The following is a 16,305-nucleotide window of genomic DNA, read 5'->3' as shown; positions in this document are numbered from 1 at the left end:
TCGAGCAGTGGCACCGGTTCGGTGGCGCGTGGGTCGACTCCGCATGTGCATAGCGCATTTGCGGGTTATAGGACCATTAGCGTAGCCTTGAACTTCGGTGCGAACGCCTTCCAACCGTTTATCGGTTCAGGCGGAACTGCATGGCGCAAGGCGGGTCCAATCTGGATCTGGCTAAATGCGCATCCAAGTATTAAACGTCGAGAGAAGTGAGTTCCCAAGTGGTGTACGCGATTGTCCGCGCTGGCGGCCGCCAAGAAAAGGTTTCCGTCGGAGACCTCGTAACCCTGGACCGCGTCCCCGGTGGAGCCGGTAGCACCTTTGAGCTGCCTGCCCTGCTTTTGGTTGATGGCGACAAGGTCACCTCTGCTGCACAGGACCTGGCCAAGGTTACCGTGACTGCAGAAATCGTCGAGAACTTCCGGGGTCCGAAGATTGTTATCCAGAAGTTCAAGAACAAGACCGGCTACAAGAAGCGTCAGGGCTACCGCTCCTCGCTGACCAAGGTCAAGGTTACGTCCATCAACTCCTGATTCTCCTGCCGGCCCCAGGGCCGGGAACGCGGGTGTGATCCCGCCTGAGGGTTTCAATATCAGTTAGCAAAGGCAGGCAAAGAAATGGCACATAAGAAAGGTGCGAGTTCCACTCGCAACGGTCGCGACTCCAACGCCCAGTACCTCGGCGTAAAGCGTTTCGGCGGCCAGGTTGTCAAGGCAGGCGAAATCATCGTTCGCCAGCGCGGCACCCACTTCCACCCGGGTGAGGGCGTTGGCCGCGGAGGCGACGACACCCTGTTCGCCCTGGAAGCAGGCGCAGTTGAATTCGGCAGCCGTCGTGGCCGCCGCGTCGTGAACATCGTGGCTGCTGCAGCCGCCGAGTAATCACCGGCATTTAGCTTTTCCGACGGGGCGGGCCTTGATGGTCCGCCCCGTCGTTTTTTTAAGCCAAGTAGAATTGGCATGATCAAGTAGTTCCTTTGAAGGAGAACCATGGCCAGCTTTGTAGACCGCGTAGTGCTGCATGTTTCGGGCGGTACAGGCGGCCATGGTTGCGTGTCCGTCAAGCGTGAAAAGTTCAAGCCCCTGGGCGGGCCCGACGGCGGCAACGGCGGCGACGGCGGCGACGTCATCCTGCGCGTTGACTCGAATACGACCACCCTGCTCGACTACCACCACGCACCGCACCGGCATGCCACCAACGGCGGCAACGGGATGGGCGACTGGCGCGCGGGCAAGACCGGCGAGACGCTGATCCTCCCTGTTCCGGACGGCACCGTCGTCAAGAACAAGGCCGGCGACGTCCTGGCGGACCTGGTAGGGGAGGGCTCCGAATACATCGCTGCCGCCGGTGGCCAGGGCGGCCTCGGGAACTCCTCGCTTTCCTCGCAGAAGCGCAAGGCTCCCGGATTCGCGCTGTTGGGCGTCCCCGGCGAAGAGGCCGACATTGTCCTGGAGCTCAAGTCCATTGCCGATATTGCACTGGTCGGCTTCCCGTCGGCCGGCAAGTCCTCGCTGATTGCCGCCATCTCCGCCGCCCGGCCGAAGATCGCCGACTACCCCTTCACCACGCTGATCCCGAACCTGGGCGTTGTCCAGTCCGGTGACGTGCGCTTTACCGTGGCCGATGTTCCCGGCCTGATTGAAGGTGCCTCGGAAGGCAAGGGCCTGGGCCACAACTTCCTGCGCCACGTGGAACGCTGCGCCGCCCTGGTGCACGTGCTGGATTGTGCCGCACTGGAAACGGACCGCGACCCCATTGGGGACCTGGAAGTCATTGAGCGCGAGCTCGAGAAGTACGAAGTGGACATGAGCTACGCGGGCACCGACGGCGACGTCGTGCCGCTGAACCGCCGTCCCCGCCTTGTCGCACTGAACAAGGTGGACGTTCCTGACGGCCGCGACATGGCCGGGTTCGTCCGGCCGGAACTGGAGAAGCGCGGCTACCGCGTTTTCGAGGTTTCCGCGTCCAGCCATGAAGGCCTGCGTGAACTCGGGTTCGCCATGGCTGCCATCGTCAAGGACGCCCGGGATGCCGTGGAGAAGGCTCCGCCGCGCATCCAGCCGCCGGTCCTGAAGCCGCGCGGCGTCAACTACAAGGGCGGCTTCCTGATCCGCCGCGAGGAGCGCAACCTCGAGCCGCTCTTCCGCGTCCTGGGTGAGAAGCCGGTTCGCTGGGTCCAGCAGACCGACTTCACCAATGACGAAGCCGTGGGCTACCTGGCGGACCGCCTGGCCAAGCTGGGCGTGGAGGAGAAACTGTTCAAGGAAGGCGCCAAGCCCGGTGACGCCGTGGTCATCGGCGAGGGCGACGGCGTCGTCTTCGACTGGGAGCCCACGATGATCGGCGGAGCGGAACTGCTTGCCGCTTCCCCGCGTGGCAGCGATATCCGCGTCGAAGACTTCTCCCGCCCGACCCGCGAGGAAAAGCGCGGCGACCACCAGAAGCGCAAGGAAGCCCGCGCCGCGGCCCGCGACGAGCTCGAAGCCGAGCGCAAGGCAGGCATCTGGACCGAGTCCGTGAACTACAAGCACTCCTCCCGCCCTGCGGACGTCGAGGGTAACGAAGAGGACTAACACCTTCATCTTCCCGAGAGGGACGGGGTGCAGCGCATAGGCTGGGCAGGTTATGAGTGAACAAATCGAATTCGCCACACCTGCCCGCCGTGCGTTAACGTCCCGCTCCGGGCTGGCCCGGGCCCGCCGGGTAGTGGTTAAGGTGGGGTCCTCCTCCCTGACCTCGGTAGCGGGCGGCATCTCCGACTCTGCCCTGAAGTCCCTGGCCGACGTGCTTTCCGCCCGGCATGCGCAGGGCACCGAGATCATCCTGGTCTCTTCCGGCGCTATCAGCGCCGGGCTGGCGCCCCTGGGCCTCACCAAGCGCCCGGCGCAGCTTTCCTCCCAGCAGGCGGCCGCCAGCGTGGGGCAGGGGCTGCTGATGGCCCGCTACACCTCCGCATTCGGCGTCCACGGAGTCACCGTCAGCCAGGTATTGCTAACGGTGGAGGACCTGATGCGCCGCGCCCATCACGCCAACGCGCACCGCGCCATGGAACGGCTGCTGAACTTCGGCGTCCTGCCCATCGTGAATGAGAACGACGCCGTTGCCAGCCACGAGATCCGTTTCGGCGATAATGACCGTCTGGCCGCCCTGGTGGCTCACCTCGTGAAGGCCGACGCGCTCATCCTGCTCTCCGACGTCGACGCCCTCTACGACGGTCCGCCGTCCGAGGGCGCCCGCCGCATCCCCGAAGTCACCGGTCCCAAGGACCTGGCGGACGTGCGGATCGGGAAGGTGGGCAAGGCCGGCGTGGGTACGGGCGGGATGGCGACCAAGGTCGAAGCAGCCACCATTGCCGCGGAATCGGGCATCCCTGCACTGGTCACGTCCACAGCCAATGCCGCCGCCGCGCTGGCCGGAGAAGACGTAGGCACCTGGTTCACTACCCGCGGCCGCCGCCGGTCCATCCGCCTGCTGTGGCTCGCCCACCTCGCCCGCATTCAGGGCACCCTGGTGCTCGACGACGGCGCGGCACGGGCAGTGGGGGACCGGCACCGTTCGCTGCTGCCGGCGGGAATCACTGCTGTGAAGGGGCAGTTCGAGCCCGGTGACGCCGTTGCCCTGGCCGATACCGCGGGCCGCGTGATTGCCCACGGCCTGACCAACTACGGTTCGGACGAGCTGCCGTCCATGCTCGGCCGCTCCACCCGCGAACTGTCGCGCGAACTGGGGCGCGGCTATGAACGCGCTGTGGTGCACGTAAACGACCTCGTTCTCCTGCACCCCAACGAAGCACCGGGACCCGGACCGGATGCCGGCACCGGACCTACACTGGGAGCATGACTTCCGTGAACACAACTGAGGCCGAACTCGAACCCGCCGGCGCGCCGGACACCGGCGTCGAAGCCCAGGTCCATGCCCTCGCCGACCGTTCCCGCACCGCCGCACGGCGCCTGGCCAGGGCCAACCGTGCCTGGAAGGACCGCGCCCTGCGGCAGATCGCGCAGAACGTCAACGCGAAACAGGCCGCCATCCTCGAGGCCAACGCCCGCGATGTGGCGGCCGGCCGGGACAACGGGACCTCAACGGCCATGCTGGACCGGCTGTCGCTGACGCCGGCACGCATCACCGCGCTGGCCGCAGCGCTGGAGAACCTTGCCGGGCTGCCGGATCCGGTGGGATCCGTAGCCCGCGGCCAGACGCTGCCCAACGGCCTGCGGCTGCGCCAGGTGCACGTTCCGATGGGCGTGGTGGCCGCCATCTACGAGGCCCGCCCCAACGTCACCCTCGACATTGCCGGCCTGGCACTGAAAAGCGGCAATGCGGTTCTCCTGCGCGGCGGCAGCGCCGCCGCGAACACCAACGCGGTCCTCGTGGAAATCATCCGTGATTCCCTCGAGGAAGCAGGCCTGCCTGCCGACGCCGTGCAGAGCGTTGACCAATACGGCCGGGAAGGCGCCAACGTACTCATGAAGGCACGGGGCCGGGTGGACGTGCTCATTCCGCGCGGCGGCCGCTCGCTGATCCAGTCCGTCGTCACCAACGCCACCGTGCCCGTCATCGAGACGGGGGAGGGCAACGTGCATATCTACCTGGACCATTCGGCGCCGGTGGAGATGGCAGTGGACATCCTGCTCAACGCCAAGACGCAGCGCCCGAGCGTCTGCAATACCGTCGAGACCCTGCTCATCCACGAGGGCGCTCCGGCGGCCGGCGATGTCCTGGCGGCGCTGGCCGCCGCCGGCGTCCGCCTGCACGCCGACCCCCGGGCCATGGAACTGCTGCCCGCCGGAGTCAGCGCGGAAGCAGCAGACGACGGCGACTGGGGGCGTGAGTACATGGACCTGGACCTGGCCGTGGCTGTGGTGGACACGCTGGATGACGCGCTGGAGCACATCAGGCGCTGGACCACCGGACACACTGAAGCGATTATCACCAACGACCTTGCCAATGCCGAGCGGTTCATTGCTGAGATCGATTCGGCGGCGGTCATTGTCAATGCCTCCACCAGGTTCACGGACGGGGGCGAACTCGGGCTGGGGGCCGAAGTGGGCATTTCCACGCAGAAAATGCATGCGCGCGGGCCCATGGGCCTCAGGGAACTGACCACTACGAAATGGATCATCCAGGGCGACGGGCAGATCCGCGACTAGTTCCGTCCAATGCCCGGCGACGGGTCCGGCTGCGATGTGCACTCCGTTACGCGTACCATTGACTAAGAACCCGTTCCGCCGGCTGCCCGGCGGAACCTATCGATCTCTAGGGGAGATACATGCTGATCCAGCTTACGGGCGCCGTGTTTACTGCTGCCGAAGAACACCACGTTGACCTGCCGGCGTCTCCGTACGTCTACGGTGGAGTCATCTTTGCGGCATTCCTGTTGCTGATGCTGATCACGGTGTCCTTCTCCAACGTGGGCAACCGCCACACGGCCGAGCCGGAGCACATTGATCCCCAGCGCCAGTTCCCCGACAAGCATGACCACGGTCAGGCCATCCGGGACTGACCCCGTACGTGGAGTCAGCGAAGGCGTTCTTCCCCATGGGTGAACCGCAGCGGACGGAAAGCAACGGAAAGCGCAGATTCCGCCTCGGAGTCATGGGTGGAACGTTCGACCCCATTCATAACGGCCACCTGGTGGCGGCGAGTGAGGTTGCGTCCACGTTCGATCTGGACGAAGTGGTATTCGTTCCCACCGGTGACCCGTGGCATAAGCCGGCCGCGCAGCAGGTGAGTCCGGCGGAGCACCGGTATCTGATGACCGTCATTGCGACGGCATCGAACCCGCGGTTCACGGTGAGCCGGGTCGACATCGACCGGCCCGGCCCTACGTACACCATTGACACTCTGCGCGATTTGAAGGCAGCGAGGCCCGAGGCTGACCTGTTCTTCATCACCGGCGCCGACGCCATGGCGCAGATCCTGTCCTGGAAAGACATCCAGGAGCTGTGGTCATTGGCGCGCTTTGTGGGCGTGACGCGGCCGGGGCACGTTCTGGAGAACGTCGGCCGGGAGGACGTCTTCCTGTTGGATGTGCCGGCCATGGCGATTTCTTCGACCGACTGCCGACGCCGCGTGGCCGAAGGCAATCCCGTGTGGTACCTGGTGCCGGACGGGGTAGTGCAGTACATCGCGAAGCACCGTTTGTATGCCGCCGACAGGCAGTCTCCGAACTCCGCGGAAACCGAAACAGAACCAGTAGCGTAAATACACATACCGGATGGGTAGGAAATGACTAACGGTCCAGAGTCCGCGCCGCGGCGCAGCCGCCGGGCGGCCGACGTACCTGTGGATTCCCCGGCCGGGCCGCGGGAACGTGAGTCCCAGCAGCGCGCCCGGGACCGGGAAGCGCTGCGTGCGTACAAGGCCCTGGCAGAGACGCCGGAGCGCCGCGACCCTGAGACCGCTCCGCCCACCCGCCGGCAGCTGAGGCTGCAGCAGCAACAGCGTGCTGCGGCGGCGGCCAAGACCGGGGCCGGTTCGGCTGAACCGCACGCGGATCTCCCGGCCCCGCCGGAAGCCACCGGACCGGTAGCTTCCCGACCTTCACCCGCTGCCGGTACGCCCCTGCGTCGGGAACGCCGCCGGCTGTCGTCATCGGCGGGCACAGACACGGAACCGGAGTCCCCGACGTCGGAACTCCAGGTTGCGGAACTCCAGGCTTCAGAACTCCAGGACTCGGAACCCCAGGCTCCGGAACTGCAGCACAAGCAGGGATCCGGCCCCGGCTCGCAGGCAAGCCGAAAGGAGAGCCGGCGCGCCGCATCGGCCGCGCCGTCCGTTACGGACGCTGCCGTTGCCGGCACCGACCCCAACGCCGACGTCGAGGGTATGAGCGTGGAGCAGGCCCTGGCTGCACGTCAGGCACTGGAAGGACAGGCCCGCAACCATGTTGCTTCCATGGAGGCCCTGCAGGTTGATGATCCGCAGGCCGTCGACCTGGAACTGCTGGCCCAGCAGAAGGCTCTGGCCGAACGTGCCAAGGTACTGAACCGCCGCACCCGCGCCATCCAGAAACTGTCGCAGGAAAACGAGCAGCGCAAACCTTCGCAGAGCGATCCGAGCACTGCCCACAACCTGGCGATGGTGACCCCGCTCGAGTTTGTGCAGATCCCCGGGATGGAGCATCCCGTGATGAAGGCACCGCAGACCTCGCATATTCCCATTGTCACCTCGTCTACGCCGGTGGTGGATCCGGAGACTGCGGCCGCGCGGCCCCTGCCGGTTGTTCCCGCCCAGCGCCCGGCGTCCGTACCGCGCCGGATACCTGTCGGCGCCACGGACGTGCGGCATTCGCGGATCCTCGCCCGCGCGGACGCGCTGGTCAATAATCCGGTTGAATCCGAGGAAGCTGCCACCCCCATCGGTGCCCGCAGTGCCTTCGGACTCGACCCGCTAGATGTCATGACGGCCGGACTCGGCCGTACCCGGAGGCTGCGTTTTGCGGCCGCCGGCGTTGCAGGTCTGGGCGCACTTGCCCTGATCGTCGGAGTACTAATGATCGTCGGCGGCCTTGGCGGCTGACCGATTACCCCAAGGAGAAACACTTTGAGCGCCACCGAATCTTCCATCAACATTGCACGGGCGGCGGCCAAAGCGGCCTCGGCCAAGATCGCGGACGATATCGTCGCGATCGACGTGAGCGAACGGCTCGCCATCACCGACGTCTTCCTCATTGCCTCGGCATCGAATGAGCGCCAGGTCAACTCCATTGTTGACGGCATTGAAGAGGAACTGTCCAAGATGGACCTCAAGCCCGTGCGCCGTGAAGGACGCAGCGAGGGCCGTTGGGTCCTGCTGGACTACGCCAACGTTGTAGTGCACGTCCAGCACGAGGAGGACCGGGTGTTCTACGCCCTGGAGCGTCTGTGGAAGGACTGCCCCGAGGTTGACCTTCAGCTCGAAGACGCCCCTGCCGGCGCCGAGTCCGAATAACCTGTGACCGTGAGCGCCCCTGCCCCCTGGGATCCGGATTCCGCGTCGCGCCGGGTGGTTTTCTGGCGCCACGGACGCACGGAATGGAACCGGGCGGGGCGCTTCCAAGGGCAGCAGGATATTGCCCTTGACGCCGCCGGCCTGCGGCAGGCCGCCGAGGCGGCGGCAGTGCTGCGGTTTCTTGAACCGGACGCAATAGTTTCCTCCGACCTCAGCCGCGCCCTTGGCACAGGCAGGGCCCTGGCTGCCGAGACCGGTCTTGACGTCGCGGAGGATAAACGCCTCCGGGAAACGTTTGCCGGCACGTGGGAAGGGCGTACCTTCACACAGATCGCGGAGCAGGACGCGCCGCTGCTGACTGCCTGGTCTGCGGGGGTAGGCAGTGCCCGGGCAGGCGGCGGCGAAACGCGCGTCGACGTCGGCAGGCGCGTCGCCGAAGCAGTGGGGGAGGCCGTCCAGAAACTGCCTGCCGGCGGCACCCTTGTGGCCGTAAGCCACGGGGGAGCGATCCGCGCCGGAATCTGCGCCTTGCTCGGCCTGCCCACGGAGTCCTGGGCGGTCATCTCGGGAGTATCCAATTGCCACTGGTCGGTCCTTCAGGAAATCCCGGACCGGCACGGGAATTCCGCCTGGCACCTGGCGCAGCACAATGTAGGGCTGGACTCGCTCCCCAGCGGCCCGGTGGAGGGCTGACAGACCCTCTTTCCTGTCCGGCAGGGGAGCGCTAAGCGGATTTTGCGCTCCTGTTGATTTGTACTAAGGTAGAGGAGTTGCTTCGCCCCGGTGAACGGAAAAGTGAAGTAAACAACCTTTAGTTTTGGGGCTGTGGCGCAGCTGGTAGCGCACCTGCATGGCATGCAGGGGGTCAGGGGTTCGAGTCCCCTCAGCTCCACCAAACCCTTCGGGAGACCGAAGGGTTTGCGGTGGAAAATCACTGAAAGTTTGGGGCTGTGGCGCAGCTGGTAGCGCACCTGCATGGCATGCAGGGGGTCAGGGGTTCGAGTCCCCTCAGCTCCACCAACAAGACCGCCGGACACGGGAAATCCCGTGTCCGGCGGTTTTTTAGTGCCCGGAACACTCCGCTTATTTGTGACGCAGGTCTCAATACTGGCCCGGACGAAGCCTTCCGTTCTCTCCCTGTCGGCCTTAGGCTACTCATTGTCACATTGACAATAAATCAGGAGAGCGCCATGAATGCAGTACTGGACTGGATGAATTCGCCGGCAGCAACCCTGCTTGGAGCACCCGTCAGCTGGATCGAAGTCATCGGGTTCGTCACCGGTGCAGCCTGCGTCTACGGTGTGGCCCGGCAGAAGGCCTGGAACTGGCCTGTGGGCATCATTAACAACATCGCGTTCATGGTCCTCTTCTTCGGGGCCGGGCTCTACGGGGAGACCCTCCTGCAGGCCGTGTTCGCCGCCGTGTCCGTTTACGGGTGGTACAACTGGGTCCGCGGCGCCAAGGACACCGAGCAGAAAAGCGACCTGCCCATCCGCGACGCCAGCCGGAACGAGGTGATCGCCGGCATCGCCGCCGTCGTCCTGGCCACCGCGGGGATCGCCATGATCCTCACCCACGGAACCGATTCCGAGGTTCCCTGGCCCGACGCCTTTGTCCTGGCCGCGTCGCTTCTGGCCACTTACGGGCAGGCCAAGAAGATTTTCCAGCACTGGTACGTCTGGATTGCCATCGACCTCGTCAGTGTTCCGCTGTACTTCTCCCGCGGACTCAACCTCACCGGCATCCTCTACATCGGTTTCACCGCACTCTGCGTCTATGGTCTGATCGACTGGAAGCGCACCCGCACGGCTGCCGCCCGTCCGGCTGCTGCAGCCGGAAAGATACCGGCATGAAGCTGTTTGGACAGGGTGTCGTGATCGGCAAGTTCTATCCGCCGCACGTCGGCCACCGGCACCTCATTGCCCGGGCGGCGGAGCAGTGCACGAAGCTCGCCGTCGTCATCCTTGGCAGCCGGTTTGAGAGCATCACCCTTGAAGACCGGGTGAAGTGGCTTGCCGCCGAGTTCGCGGAGACCAACGTATCCGTGATCGGGATGCCCAATGACTGCCCCGTGGACTACAACTCCCGGACCATCTGGAAGGCGCACAACGAGGCCTTGCGCATTGCCCTCAAGCTGAAGGGAATCACAGCCGTCGACGCCGTCTTCAGCTCCGAGGATTACGGCAGCGAACTGGCGCAGGACTTCGGCGCGGCCCACGTCATGGTGGACAGGCCCCGCACCGCCTATCCCGTCAGCGGCACCCTCTGCCGGGATGACCTCAGCGCAGCCTGGCGGAACATCCTCAAAGATGCCCGGCAGGACCTGGCCGTGCGCATCATTGTCGTCGGAGCCGAATCCACCGGCACCACCACCCTCGCCCGGGCCCTGACCGAGCACTACCGGGAGAGTTTCCCCGAGCTCGTCGACGTTCCGGAATTCGGCCGCCAGTACACCTACGACAAGTTCGCCGCCGTGCAGGAAACAAAGCCCGACGCCGTCCTGTCGGACATGGTCTGGACCGCCGAGGATTTTGCCGTCATCGGTGAACGGCAGAACCAGATGGAAAACGAAGCCGCGGCGCGGTGTCCGCTGGTCATCGCCGACACGGATGTAATCACCACGTCCCTCTTTGAGCGGGTCTACATCGGTGAGCAGAGCTATGGTTCCTACCTCGCCGTCGACCGGCTGCCCCGCCGCGACCTCTACCTCATTACCGACCACGACGGCGTCCCGTTCGAGGACGACGGATGGCGCGAGGCCGAGCACCCCCGCGCCGAGATGACCGAATGGTTCAAGGAGGAGCTCACGGCAGCAGGGCACTCCTGGATCCTGGTTTCCGGCACTCCGCAGGAGCGGATATCCACGGCAACTGAGATAATCGACCTCATCATCGCCCAGCGGAACCGCTTCACCTCCCCGCCCTGGGCAAAACGGACGGTACTGACAGGAGCCTGATGGCCACCGAAGAAGAACAGTTCCTTCAGGACTACGCGCCCAGGGAGTATCCCTCCGTTGCGCTGACCGTGGATCTGGTCGTCTTCGCCGTCAAAGCAAGCACTCTCCATGCAGCCTTCGTGCGCCGCGGAGGGCACCCCTTCAAGGGGGCCCTGGCGCTGCCCGGCGGCTTCGTGGGACCGGACGAGGATGCCCTCACGGCCGCCTGGCGCGAGCTGCAGGAGGAGACCGGCCTGGAGCTGGGTGCACACCGCGCCCATGTCGAGCAGCTCGCCACCTACAGCTCACCAGGCCGCGACCCGCGCATGCGCGTCGTGTCTGTCGCGCATCTGGCGCTGCTCGCAACCGACGGCAGCGCCCTGCCCGCACTGAACCCGGGCACCGACACTGAAGCAGCACAGTGGATGCCCGTGTACGAAGTCCTCGCCAATGAGACGCTGGCCTTCGACCACCGCGGGATCCTCACCGCCGCCCTGGACCGGCTTGCCGGCAAGATCGAATACACCCTTACCGCGGCCAGGCTGCTGCCTGAGGAATTCACCCTCTACCAGCTGCGGCGTGTGTACCAGGCCGTGTGGAACACCGACAAGCTCGACGCCGGGAACTTCACCCGCAAGATGACCGGCGCCCTGCGCGACACCGGACGCAAGGTCCTCCGCGACAAGGGCGCCCCCGCGGCGCTGTTCACCGTTCGGGATGAGTACCTCAGCCCGCCGATGATGCGCCCGGTGTGACGCCTTTCCGCCGGGCCTGGGCGGTCAGCGCCCGTCCCGCCAGGTCCGGAGGACCCCGGCAACAATAAGGGCCTGCCCCGCACAATAGGTCAGCATCACGAGGGGGTTGGTCCAGTCAGGCATCTGCTCCGGCAGGAAGATCCGGCAGGCCAGGATCGTGTCCGAGGAAAGGAACAGCAGGCCGCCGGCCGCGACCATCGGCCGGCACCGCGCCGCCGTCGCCGCCGTACCGGCAAGGACAACGCCGTAGGCGGCCACGGCCATGGCCAGCCCGCCCAGTGCAGGCCACAGCACCACGAGCATCAGTACCCACCACAGCGGGAAGACCAGTGCCCACCGCGGGATTCGCCCGGCAGCTGCATACCGTGCCAGGAGCCAGATGTAACAGATGTGCGCGACCCCGAAGGAGCCGAGCATCACCGGCAGTTCCGGTGCCGCCGGGAAGAACGCGGCTGCGCCGTCACCGATCCAGGAGAAGAACAGGGCCGCCAGCAGCAGGGACACCGGCAGCATCCGGCCGGCAGGCCCGCGGACGACGCCGCGTGCGCCCCACAGGGCGGCAACGGCAAGCAACGGCATCAGGGTGAGCTTGGTGGGCTCCGCGATATCCGTGGCTTCAACCGCTCGCGCCCCGATATGAACGGCAGAGGCTGCGGCGAAAGGCAGGAATCCCCACCACCACGAGCGGGGCAGAACGGAGGTCTGGCTTGGGGCGGGCGCGGCGGTCACGGCACTCCTTCGGGTCGGCTGCAGACCATCGTACGGTGCCTCCGGCAGGATAGCCGTTAGGCGCCCAGCACCCGGTCCAGATAGGCGTTGGCGAAGACCCGGTCCGGATCCAGCCGTTCCCGTACCGCCAGGAAGTCCCCGAAACGCGGATACTGCTGAGCCAGCGCCGCCGCGTGGCGCGAATGCAGCTTGCCCCAATGCGGCCGCCCCCCGTGGGCGAGCAGAAGTTCCTCAACAGCGGTGAAGTACTCGGCAAAGTCCTCCCGGTAATAGCGGTGCACGGCTATATAGGCGGTGTCCCTGCCGTAGGCGGTGGACAGCCAGCGGTCATCGGCGGCCGCCCAGCGGACCTCTACGGGAAAGGAGATCCTCCAGCGGTGCTCCTCGATCAGTTGCTGCAGGGCGGAGAAGGCCGGCCCCACGCGGTCCGCCGGAACGGCGTACTCCATTTCCCGGAACCGCACGGTGCGCCTGGTGGTGAAGACCTGTGCCGAGGCATCCGAATAGTCCCGGCCGCCGAGCAGCCGTGCCGCTGCGGCGTTCACGGCAGGGACTACGGCTGGTACGGCACTGCCTGCGGCGCAGGTTGCCCGGAACAGCGTGTTCGCCAGCAGGGTGTCGTTAATCCAGCGCGCACCGGGACCGGGCGGACGGCAGCCTGCAGTGCCCGGCAGGCGGGTGTTCGCCTTGGTGGCAGCGCGATCGGTGTGCGGAAACCAGTAAAACTCGAAATGGTCGGTTGCTTTGACCCGGTCCGCCAGGCTCTGGAGTACATCCGCCAGGGGCTCGGAGCGTTCCTGGGCCTGGAGGACGAATGCGGGTACGCACTGCAGGGTGACGTCGGCGATGACACCCAGGGCGCCCAGTCCGAGGGCGGCGGCCGGGAGCAGCGGATCGTCGTCGCCCACGCTGAGCAGGCCGCCGTCGGGCTGGACCAGGGTCACTCCCACTACCTGGGTGGCCATCCCGCCAAACGCGGCGCCCGTTCCGTGCGTACCGGTGGAGACTGCGCCGGCGATGGACTGCCGGTCAATATCGCCGAGGTTCGGCATTGCCAGTCCGTAAGGTTCCAGCAGGGATGGTATCCGGTGCAGCCGGGTGCCGGCACGCAGGCGCACCCGGGACCTTCCGGTGTCCACTGCGATGATTCCCTGCAGGGCGCTGAGGTCCAGTTGGACGCCGTCGGTGGCGGCGATGTCGGTGAAGCTGTGGCCCGCGCCCACGGCTTTGACCCGCAGCCCGGCACCTGCCGCGTCGGCGACGCACCGCTGCAGGGCTGCAGTATCGATCGGGCGCTCCACGCGGAGCGGTTGCGCCGTCACGTTCCGTCCCCAGTTTTCCCACAAGGTGCCCGCCGCGGTCACAGGAACGCCTTCCCCTCGCCACGGTAGGTGGGCAGCGTGCCCACAATCTTCCCGCGGTCCACAACCTGGTACTCGTTGAAATGTTCGGCCGGCTCGCCGCTCTTGGCATGCCGGAACCAGACGCGGTCACCGGGATGCAGCGTCCCGGCAACTGCGCCGCGCAGGGGAGTCTGCACCTCACCCGCCCCTTCCCGCGGGAGGAAACGCAGGTCCGGAGGCCAGACCGGACGCGGGGCGCGGCTGGGCCCCGGCGGCCCCGAAGCGATCCATCCGCCGCCCAGCACGGTGGCGGTGTCCGACGTCGGACGGCGGACGACGTCGAAGGCATAGGCTGCGGCGGGAGCCGGCGTAAACGCGCGGTAGTTGTCGAACAAGTGTCCGCCGAAGAGCCCGGACCCGGCCGTGATCTCGGTGACCGCAGGGTCCGCGCGGGTGGCTTCGACGGAGCCGGTGCCGCCGCCGTTCACGAATTCGAGCGGGCACAGTTCGCGCAGCCGCCCCGCAATGAGCTGCCTGCGGTCAAGGAGCTCGGCCATGGACCGCGGCTGGAGGTGCCGCATCAGGACATTCATCGGACCTGCCCCGGGAACGGCATCGCCTACGCCGGCCACCTGGGCTTCGTACATCATCAGGCCCACCAGCCGGAAGCCGGGACGTGCGGCAATCCGCCGGCCCAGCCCGACAGCGTCGTCCGGGGTGTGCAGCGGAGAGCGCCGGGTGCCGATGAAGCCCAGTGCCGGCGCCTGCCAGGAGGCGTCCACATCCAGGCAGATACGCACTTCGGGGCGCTTTCCTGCCGGCGCCAGGGCATCTACCAGGTCCAGCTGGGATTCGTCATCGACCATCAGGGTCACCCGGGCGGCGAGCCGCTCGTCGCCGAGGAGCCGGGTCAGGGCCGCTCGGTCCGTGCTGGGATATCCCACCAGGACGTCTGTGCACTGCTCCGCCAGCCACAGGGCCTCGGGAAGCGTGTAGCCGAAGACGCCCTGAAAACCCGGGAGCTGAAGCAGGGCCTCGATGACACCGCGGACCCGGAGGGACTTGCTGGCAATCCGCAGCGGAACTCCGCCGGCGCGCCGGAGCAGGTCCGCGGCGTTGAACCGAAGGGCCTGCAGCTCCAGCACTGCCACCGGTGCGGGCAGTGCCGCGGTTGCCTCCGACAGAGCGGGCCAATAGGTTTCCGGGGTCAGCCAGGGCAGGAGAGCGGCCGTGGTGTCCGGCGGGCCCGGGAACCCGGGCGGGAACAGTTGCCGAGGGGGAGAGGGAGCTGCCGCTTCGTTGCTGTCGCCCATGGTGACCTCCGTTGTCTGCACCCACCCTAAACACGGAACACCGTCCCCTCCAGCACGCAACACGCTGCACCCGGCCGGTTACCCGCGGGATGTCACAGACAAACACCAGACTTCCGGGTTAGGGTGGTCACATCTGTAGAGCGAAACCGCTCGCCACGCCGACTGGGAAGTCGTACACCACCAGAAGGCCGCATGAGCATAACCGCATCCTCCACTGCACCCGTTGAAGAAACCCCGAGCGAAAAGAAGCCGCGCCGGAACAACGTCACCAGTACCTACTCCGGACTGCTCAAGGCCGTCCGCGACGAAGGCCTGCTGAAACGCCGGAGCTCTTTCTACATCACCACGTTCGTGTTCCTGTGCGTCGGCGTGGTTGCCGCCGCGACAGGATCTTTCTTTATCGGGGAAAGCTGGTTCCAGCTGCTCATCGCGGCGGCGCTGGGCATCCTCCTGACGCAGCTCGCGTTTATTGCGCACGAGGCATCGCACCGGCAGGTCTTCGAATCGGGGCCGGCTAATGACCGGGCCGGCAAGTTCGTGGCAAACGCCGTCGTCGGCATCAGTTACCAGTGGTGGATGAACAAGCACAGCCGGCACCATGCCAACCCCAACACGGTGGGCAAGGACCCGGACATCGACATGGACACCATCTCCTTCCTGCCGGAGCAGGCGGCACGGCAGAAGGGCTTCATGGCCTGGTTTGCGCGCCGTCAGGGCTGGTTGTTCTTCCCGCTGCTGATGCTGGAGGGCATCAACCTGCATGCGACGTCCATCAAGCACCTGTTCGCGAACAAGCAGGTCAAGGGCCGCGTCTCCGAACTGGTTATGGTCTTCACCCGGCTGGGCCTGTACCTGGCTGCCGTGTTCTTCTTCCTGCCGGTGGGAATGGCCTTCGCCTTCATCGGCGTGCAGCTCGCAGTCTTCGGTGTGTACATGGGTGCTTCGTTCGCCCCGAACCACAAGGGCATGCCGATTCTCCCCAGGGACTCCAAGGTCGATTTCCTGAGCCGCCAGGTTCTGACTTCCCGGAACATCGTGGGCCGCGGCATGAACACCCTGATGGGCGGGCTGAACTACCAGGTGGAGCACCACCTGTTCCCGAGCATGCCCCGGCCGTCACTGGCCCGGGCCAGCGAACTGGTGAAGGAACACTGCGCCAAGCATTCCATCCCCTACACCGAGACCACACTCGTGCAGTCCTACGCCATTGTGGTTCGGTACCTCAACGAGGTAGGCCTCTCCGCCCGGGATCCGTTCGACTGCCCGGTCCGGTCTAAGTACCGTATCTAGCTTGCGGATCC

At 66.1% G+C, this 16,305-nt stretch carries 17 protein-coding genes and 2 tRNA genes; 16 read left to right on the top strand and 3 right to left on the bottom strand.

The window, feature by feature from the left end; genetic code table 11:
• Positions 1–218: 218 nt before the first annotated feature.
• The 15 genes from rplU (at position 219) to N2K98_RS10480 (ending at position 11,619) form a co-directional block, all read left to right on the top strand.
• Positions 219–530: a 50S ribosomal protein L21 gene (rplU, locus tag N2K98_RS10550; protein ID WP_146361875.1), complete on the top strand. Its 312-nt coding sequence runs from the start codon at positions 219–221 to the stop codon at positions 528–530.
• An 84-nt stretch (positions 531–614) separates the two neighbouring features.
• A complete protein-coding gene (rpmA, locus tag N2K98_RS10545) occupies positions 615–878 on the top strand; it encodes a 50S ribosomal protein L27 (RefSeq protein WP_104053918.1) in 264 nt (87 codons plus the stop codon).
• 108 nt (positions 879–986) lie between these two features.
• A complete protein-coding gene (gene obgE / locus N2K98_RS10540; protein ID WP_255797466.1) occupies positions 987–2,570 on the top strand; it encodes a GTPase ObgE in 1,584 nt (527 codons plus the stop codon).
• A gap of 52 nt (positions 2,571–2,622) precedes the next feature.
• The gene (proB, locus tag N2K98_RS10535; protein WP_255797467.1) at positions 2,623–3,837 is read left to right on the top strand and encodes a glutamate 5-kinase; all 1,215 of its coding nucleotides are present in this window, start codon (positions 2,623–2,625) and stop codon (positions 3,835–3,837) included.
• On the top strand, positions 3,834–5,147 hold the full coding sequence (locus N2K98_RS10530; RefSeq protein WP_255797468.1) for a glutamate-5-semialdehyde dehydrogenase: 1,314 nt from the start codon (positions 3,834–3,836) through the stop codon (positions 5,145–5,147). Before proB ends, N2K98_RS10530 begins: the two co-directional genes overlap by 4 nt.
• A 119-nt stretch (positions 5,148–5,266) precedes the next feature.
• A complete protein-coding gene (locus tag N2K98_RS10525; protein ID WP_255797469.1) occupies positions 5,267–5,500 on the top strand; it encodes a hypothetical protein in 234 nt (77 codons plus the stop codon).
• A 35-nt stretch (positions 5,501–5,535) separates the two neighbouring features.
• The gene (gene nadD / locus N2K98_RS10520; protein WP_255797470.1) at positions 5,536–6,201 is read left to right on the top strand and encodes a nicotinate-nucleotide adenylyltransferase; all 666 of its coding nucleotides are present in this window, start codon (positions 5,536–5,538) and stop codon (positions 6,199–6,201) included.
• Between the two features lie 24 nt (positions 6,202–6,225).
• A complete protein-coding gene (locus N2K98_RS10515; RefSeq protein ID WP_255865778.1) occupies positions 6,226–7,518 on the top strand; it encodes a hypothetical protein in 1,293 nt (430 codons plus the stop codon).
• 24 nt (positions 7,519–7,542) lie between these two features.
• A complete protein-coding gene (gene rsfS / locus N2K98_RS10510) occupies positions 7,543–7,929 on the top strand; it encodes a ribosome silencing factor (protein ID WP_255797472.1) in 387 nt (128 codons plus the stop codon).
• A 9-nt stretch (positions 7,930–7,938) separates the two neighbouring features.
• Positions 7,939–8,622, top strand: coding sequence for a histidine phosphatase family protein (locus N2K98_RS10505; protein WP_255865777.1), 684 nt, complete (start codon positions 7,939–7,941; stop codon positions 8,620–8,622).
• A gap of 126 nt (positions 8,623–8,748) precedes the next feature.
• Positions 8,749–8,824, top strand: a tRNA-Ala gene (locus N2K98_RS10500).
• A gap of 49 nt (positions 8,825–8,873) precedes the next feature.
• A tRNA-Ala gene (locus tag N2K98_RS10495) sits at positions 8,874–8,949 on the top strand.
• Positions 8,950–9,119: 170 nt separating this feature from the next.
• Complete coding sequence (gene pnuC, locus N2K98_RS10490) at positions 9,120–9,782, top strand: nicotinamide riboside transporter PnuC (protein WP_255797475.1); 663 nt, start codon at positions 9,120–9,122, stop codon at positions 9,780–9,782.
• Positions 9,779–10,885 (top strand): AAA family ATPase, encoded by a 1,107-nt coding sequence (locus tag N2K98_RS10485; RefSeq protein WP_255865776.1) that lies wholly within the window; start codon positions 9,779–9,781, stop codon positions 10,883–10,885. Before pnuC ends, N2K98_RS10485 begins: the two co-directional genes overlap by 4 nt.
• Positions 10,885–11,619: an NUDIX hydrolase gene (locus tag N2K98_RS10480; protein ID WP_255865775.1), complete on the top strand. Its 735-nt coding sequence runs from the start codon at positions 10,885–10,887 to the stop codon at positions 11,617–11,619. Before N2K98_RS10485 ends, N2K98_RS10480 begins: the two co-directional genes overlap by 1 nt.
• Before the next feature lie 24 nt (positions 11,620–11,643).
• On the opposite strand, the gene N2K98_RS10475 is transcribed toward N2K98_RS10480, so the two are convergent.
• From N2K98_RS10475 to N2K98_RS10465, 3 genes are read right to left on the bottom strand one after another with little or no spacing between them, the layout of a single operon-like run.
• A complete protein-coding gene (locus tag N2K98_RS10475; RefSeq protein WP_255865774.1) occupies positions 11,644–12,348 on the bottom strand; it encodes a lysoplasmalogenase in 705 nt (234 codons plus the stop codon).
• 56 nt (positions 12,349–12,404) lie between these two features.
• The gene (locus N2K98_RS10470; protein WP_255865773.1) at positions 12,405–13,712 is read right to left on the bottom strand and encodes a D-arabinono-1,4-lactone oxidase; all 1,308 of its coding nucleotides are present in this window, start codon (positions 13,710–13,712) and stop codon (positions 12,405–12,407) included.
• On the bottom strand, positions 13,709–15,004 hold the full coding sequence (locus N2K98_RS10465; protein ID WP_255865772.1) for an amino acid deaminase/aldolase: 1,296 nt from the start codon (positions 15,002–15,004) through the stop codon (positions 13,709–13,711). The genes N2K98_RS10470 and N2K98_RS10465 overlap by 4 nt, the downstream gene beginning before the upstream one ends.
• Before the next feature lie 192 nt (positions 15,005–15,196).
• Here N2K98_RS10465 and N2K98_RS10460 point away from each other — a divergent pair, with 192 nt between their 5' ends.
• Positions 15,197–16,294, top strand: coding sequence for a fatty acid desaturase family protein (locus N2K98_RS10460; RefSeq protein WP_255797481.1), 1,098 nt, complete (start codon positions 15,197–15,199; stop codon positions 16,292–16,294).
• The last annotated feature ends 11 nt before the right edge of the window (positions 16,295–16,305 follow it).

The organism is Arthrobacter jinronghuae (genome assembly GCF_025244825.1).
GTDB classification, from domain to species: domain Bacteria; phylum Actinomycetota; class Actinomycetes; order Actinomycetales; family Micrococcaceae; genus Arthrobacter_B; species Arthrobacter_B jinronghuae.
The sequence above is the reverse complement of the archived record's forward strand: the minus strand, read 5'-3'. Positions and strand labels throughout refer to the sequence as shown.

Bases quoted from the DNA above. Each gene is read 5' to 3' on its own strand.
- N2K98_RS10485 (WP_255865776.1), top strand. From the start codon at position 9,779: ATGAAGCTGTTTGGACAGGGTGTCGTGATCGGCAAGTTCTATCCGCCG.
- N2K98_RS10530 (WP_255797468.1), top strand. From the start codon at position 3,834: ATGACTTCCGTGAACACAACTGAGGCCGAACTCGAACCCGCCGGCGCG.
- N2K98_RS10460 (WP_255797481.1), top strand. From the start codon at position 15,197: ATGAGCATAACCGCATCCTCCACTGCACCCGTTGAAGAAACCCCGAGC.
- N2K98_RS10480 (WP_255865775.1), top strand. From the start codon at position 10,885: ATGGCCACCGAAGAAGAACAGTTCCTTCAGGACTACGCGCCCAGGGAG.
- pnuC (WP_255797475.1), top strand. From the start codon at position 9,120: ATGAATGCAGTACTGGACTGGATGAATTCGCCGGCAGCAACCCTGCTT.
- rpmA (WP_104053918.1), top strand. From the start codon at position 615: ATGGCACATAAGAAAGGTGCGAGTTCCACTCGCAACGGTCGCGACTCC.
- obgE (WP_255797466.1), top strand. From the start codon at position 987: ATGGCCAGCTTTGTAGACCGCGTAGTGCTGCATGTTTCGGGCGGTACA.
- nadD (WP_255797470.1), top strand. From the start codon at position 5,536: ATGGGTGAACCGCAGCGGACGGAAAGCAACGGAAAGCGCAGATTCCGC.
- N2K98_RS10525 (WP_255797469.1), top strand. From the start codon at position 5,267: ATGCTGATCCAGCTTACGGGCGCCGTGTTTACTGCTGCCGAAGAACAC.
- proB (WP_255797467.1), top strand. From the start codon at position 2,623: ATGAGTGAACAAATCGAATTCGCCACACCTGCCCGCCGTGCGTTAACG.
- N2K98_RS10515 (WP_255865778.1), top strand. From the start codon at position 6,226: ATGACTAACGGTCCAGAGTCCGCGCCGCGGCGCAGCCGCCGGGCGGCC.
- N2K98_RS10465 (WP_255865772.1), bottom strand. From the start codon at position 15,004: ATGGGCGACAGCAACGAAGCGGCAGCTCCCTCTCCCCCTCGGCAACTG.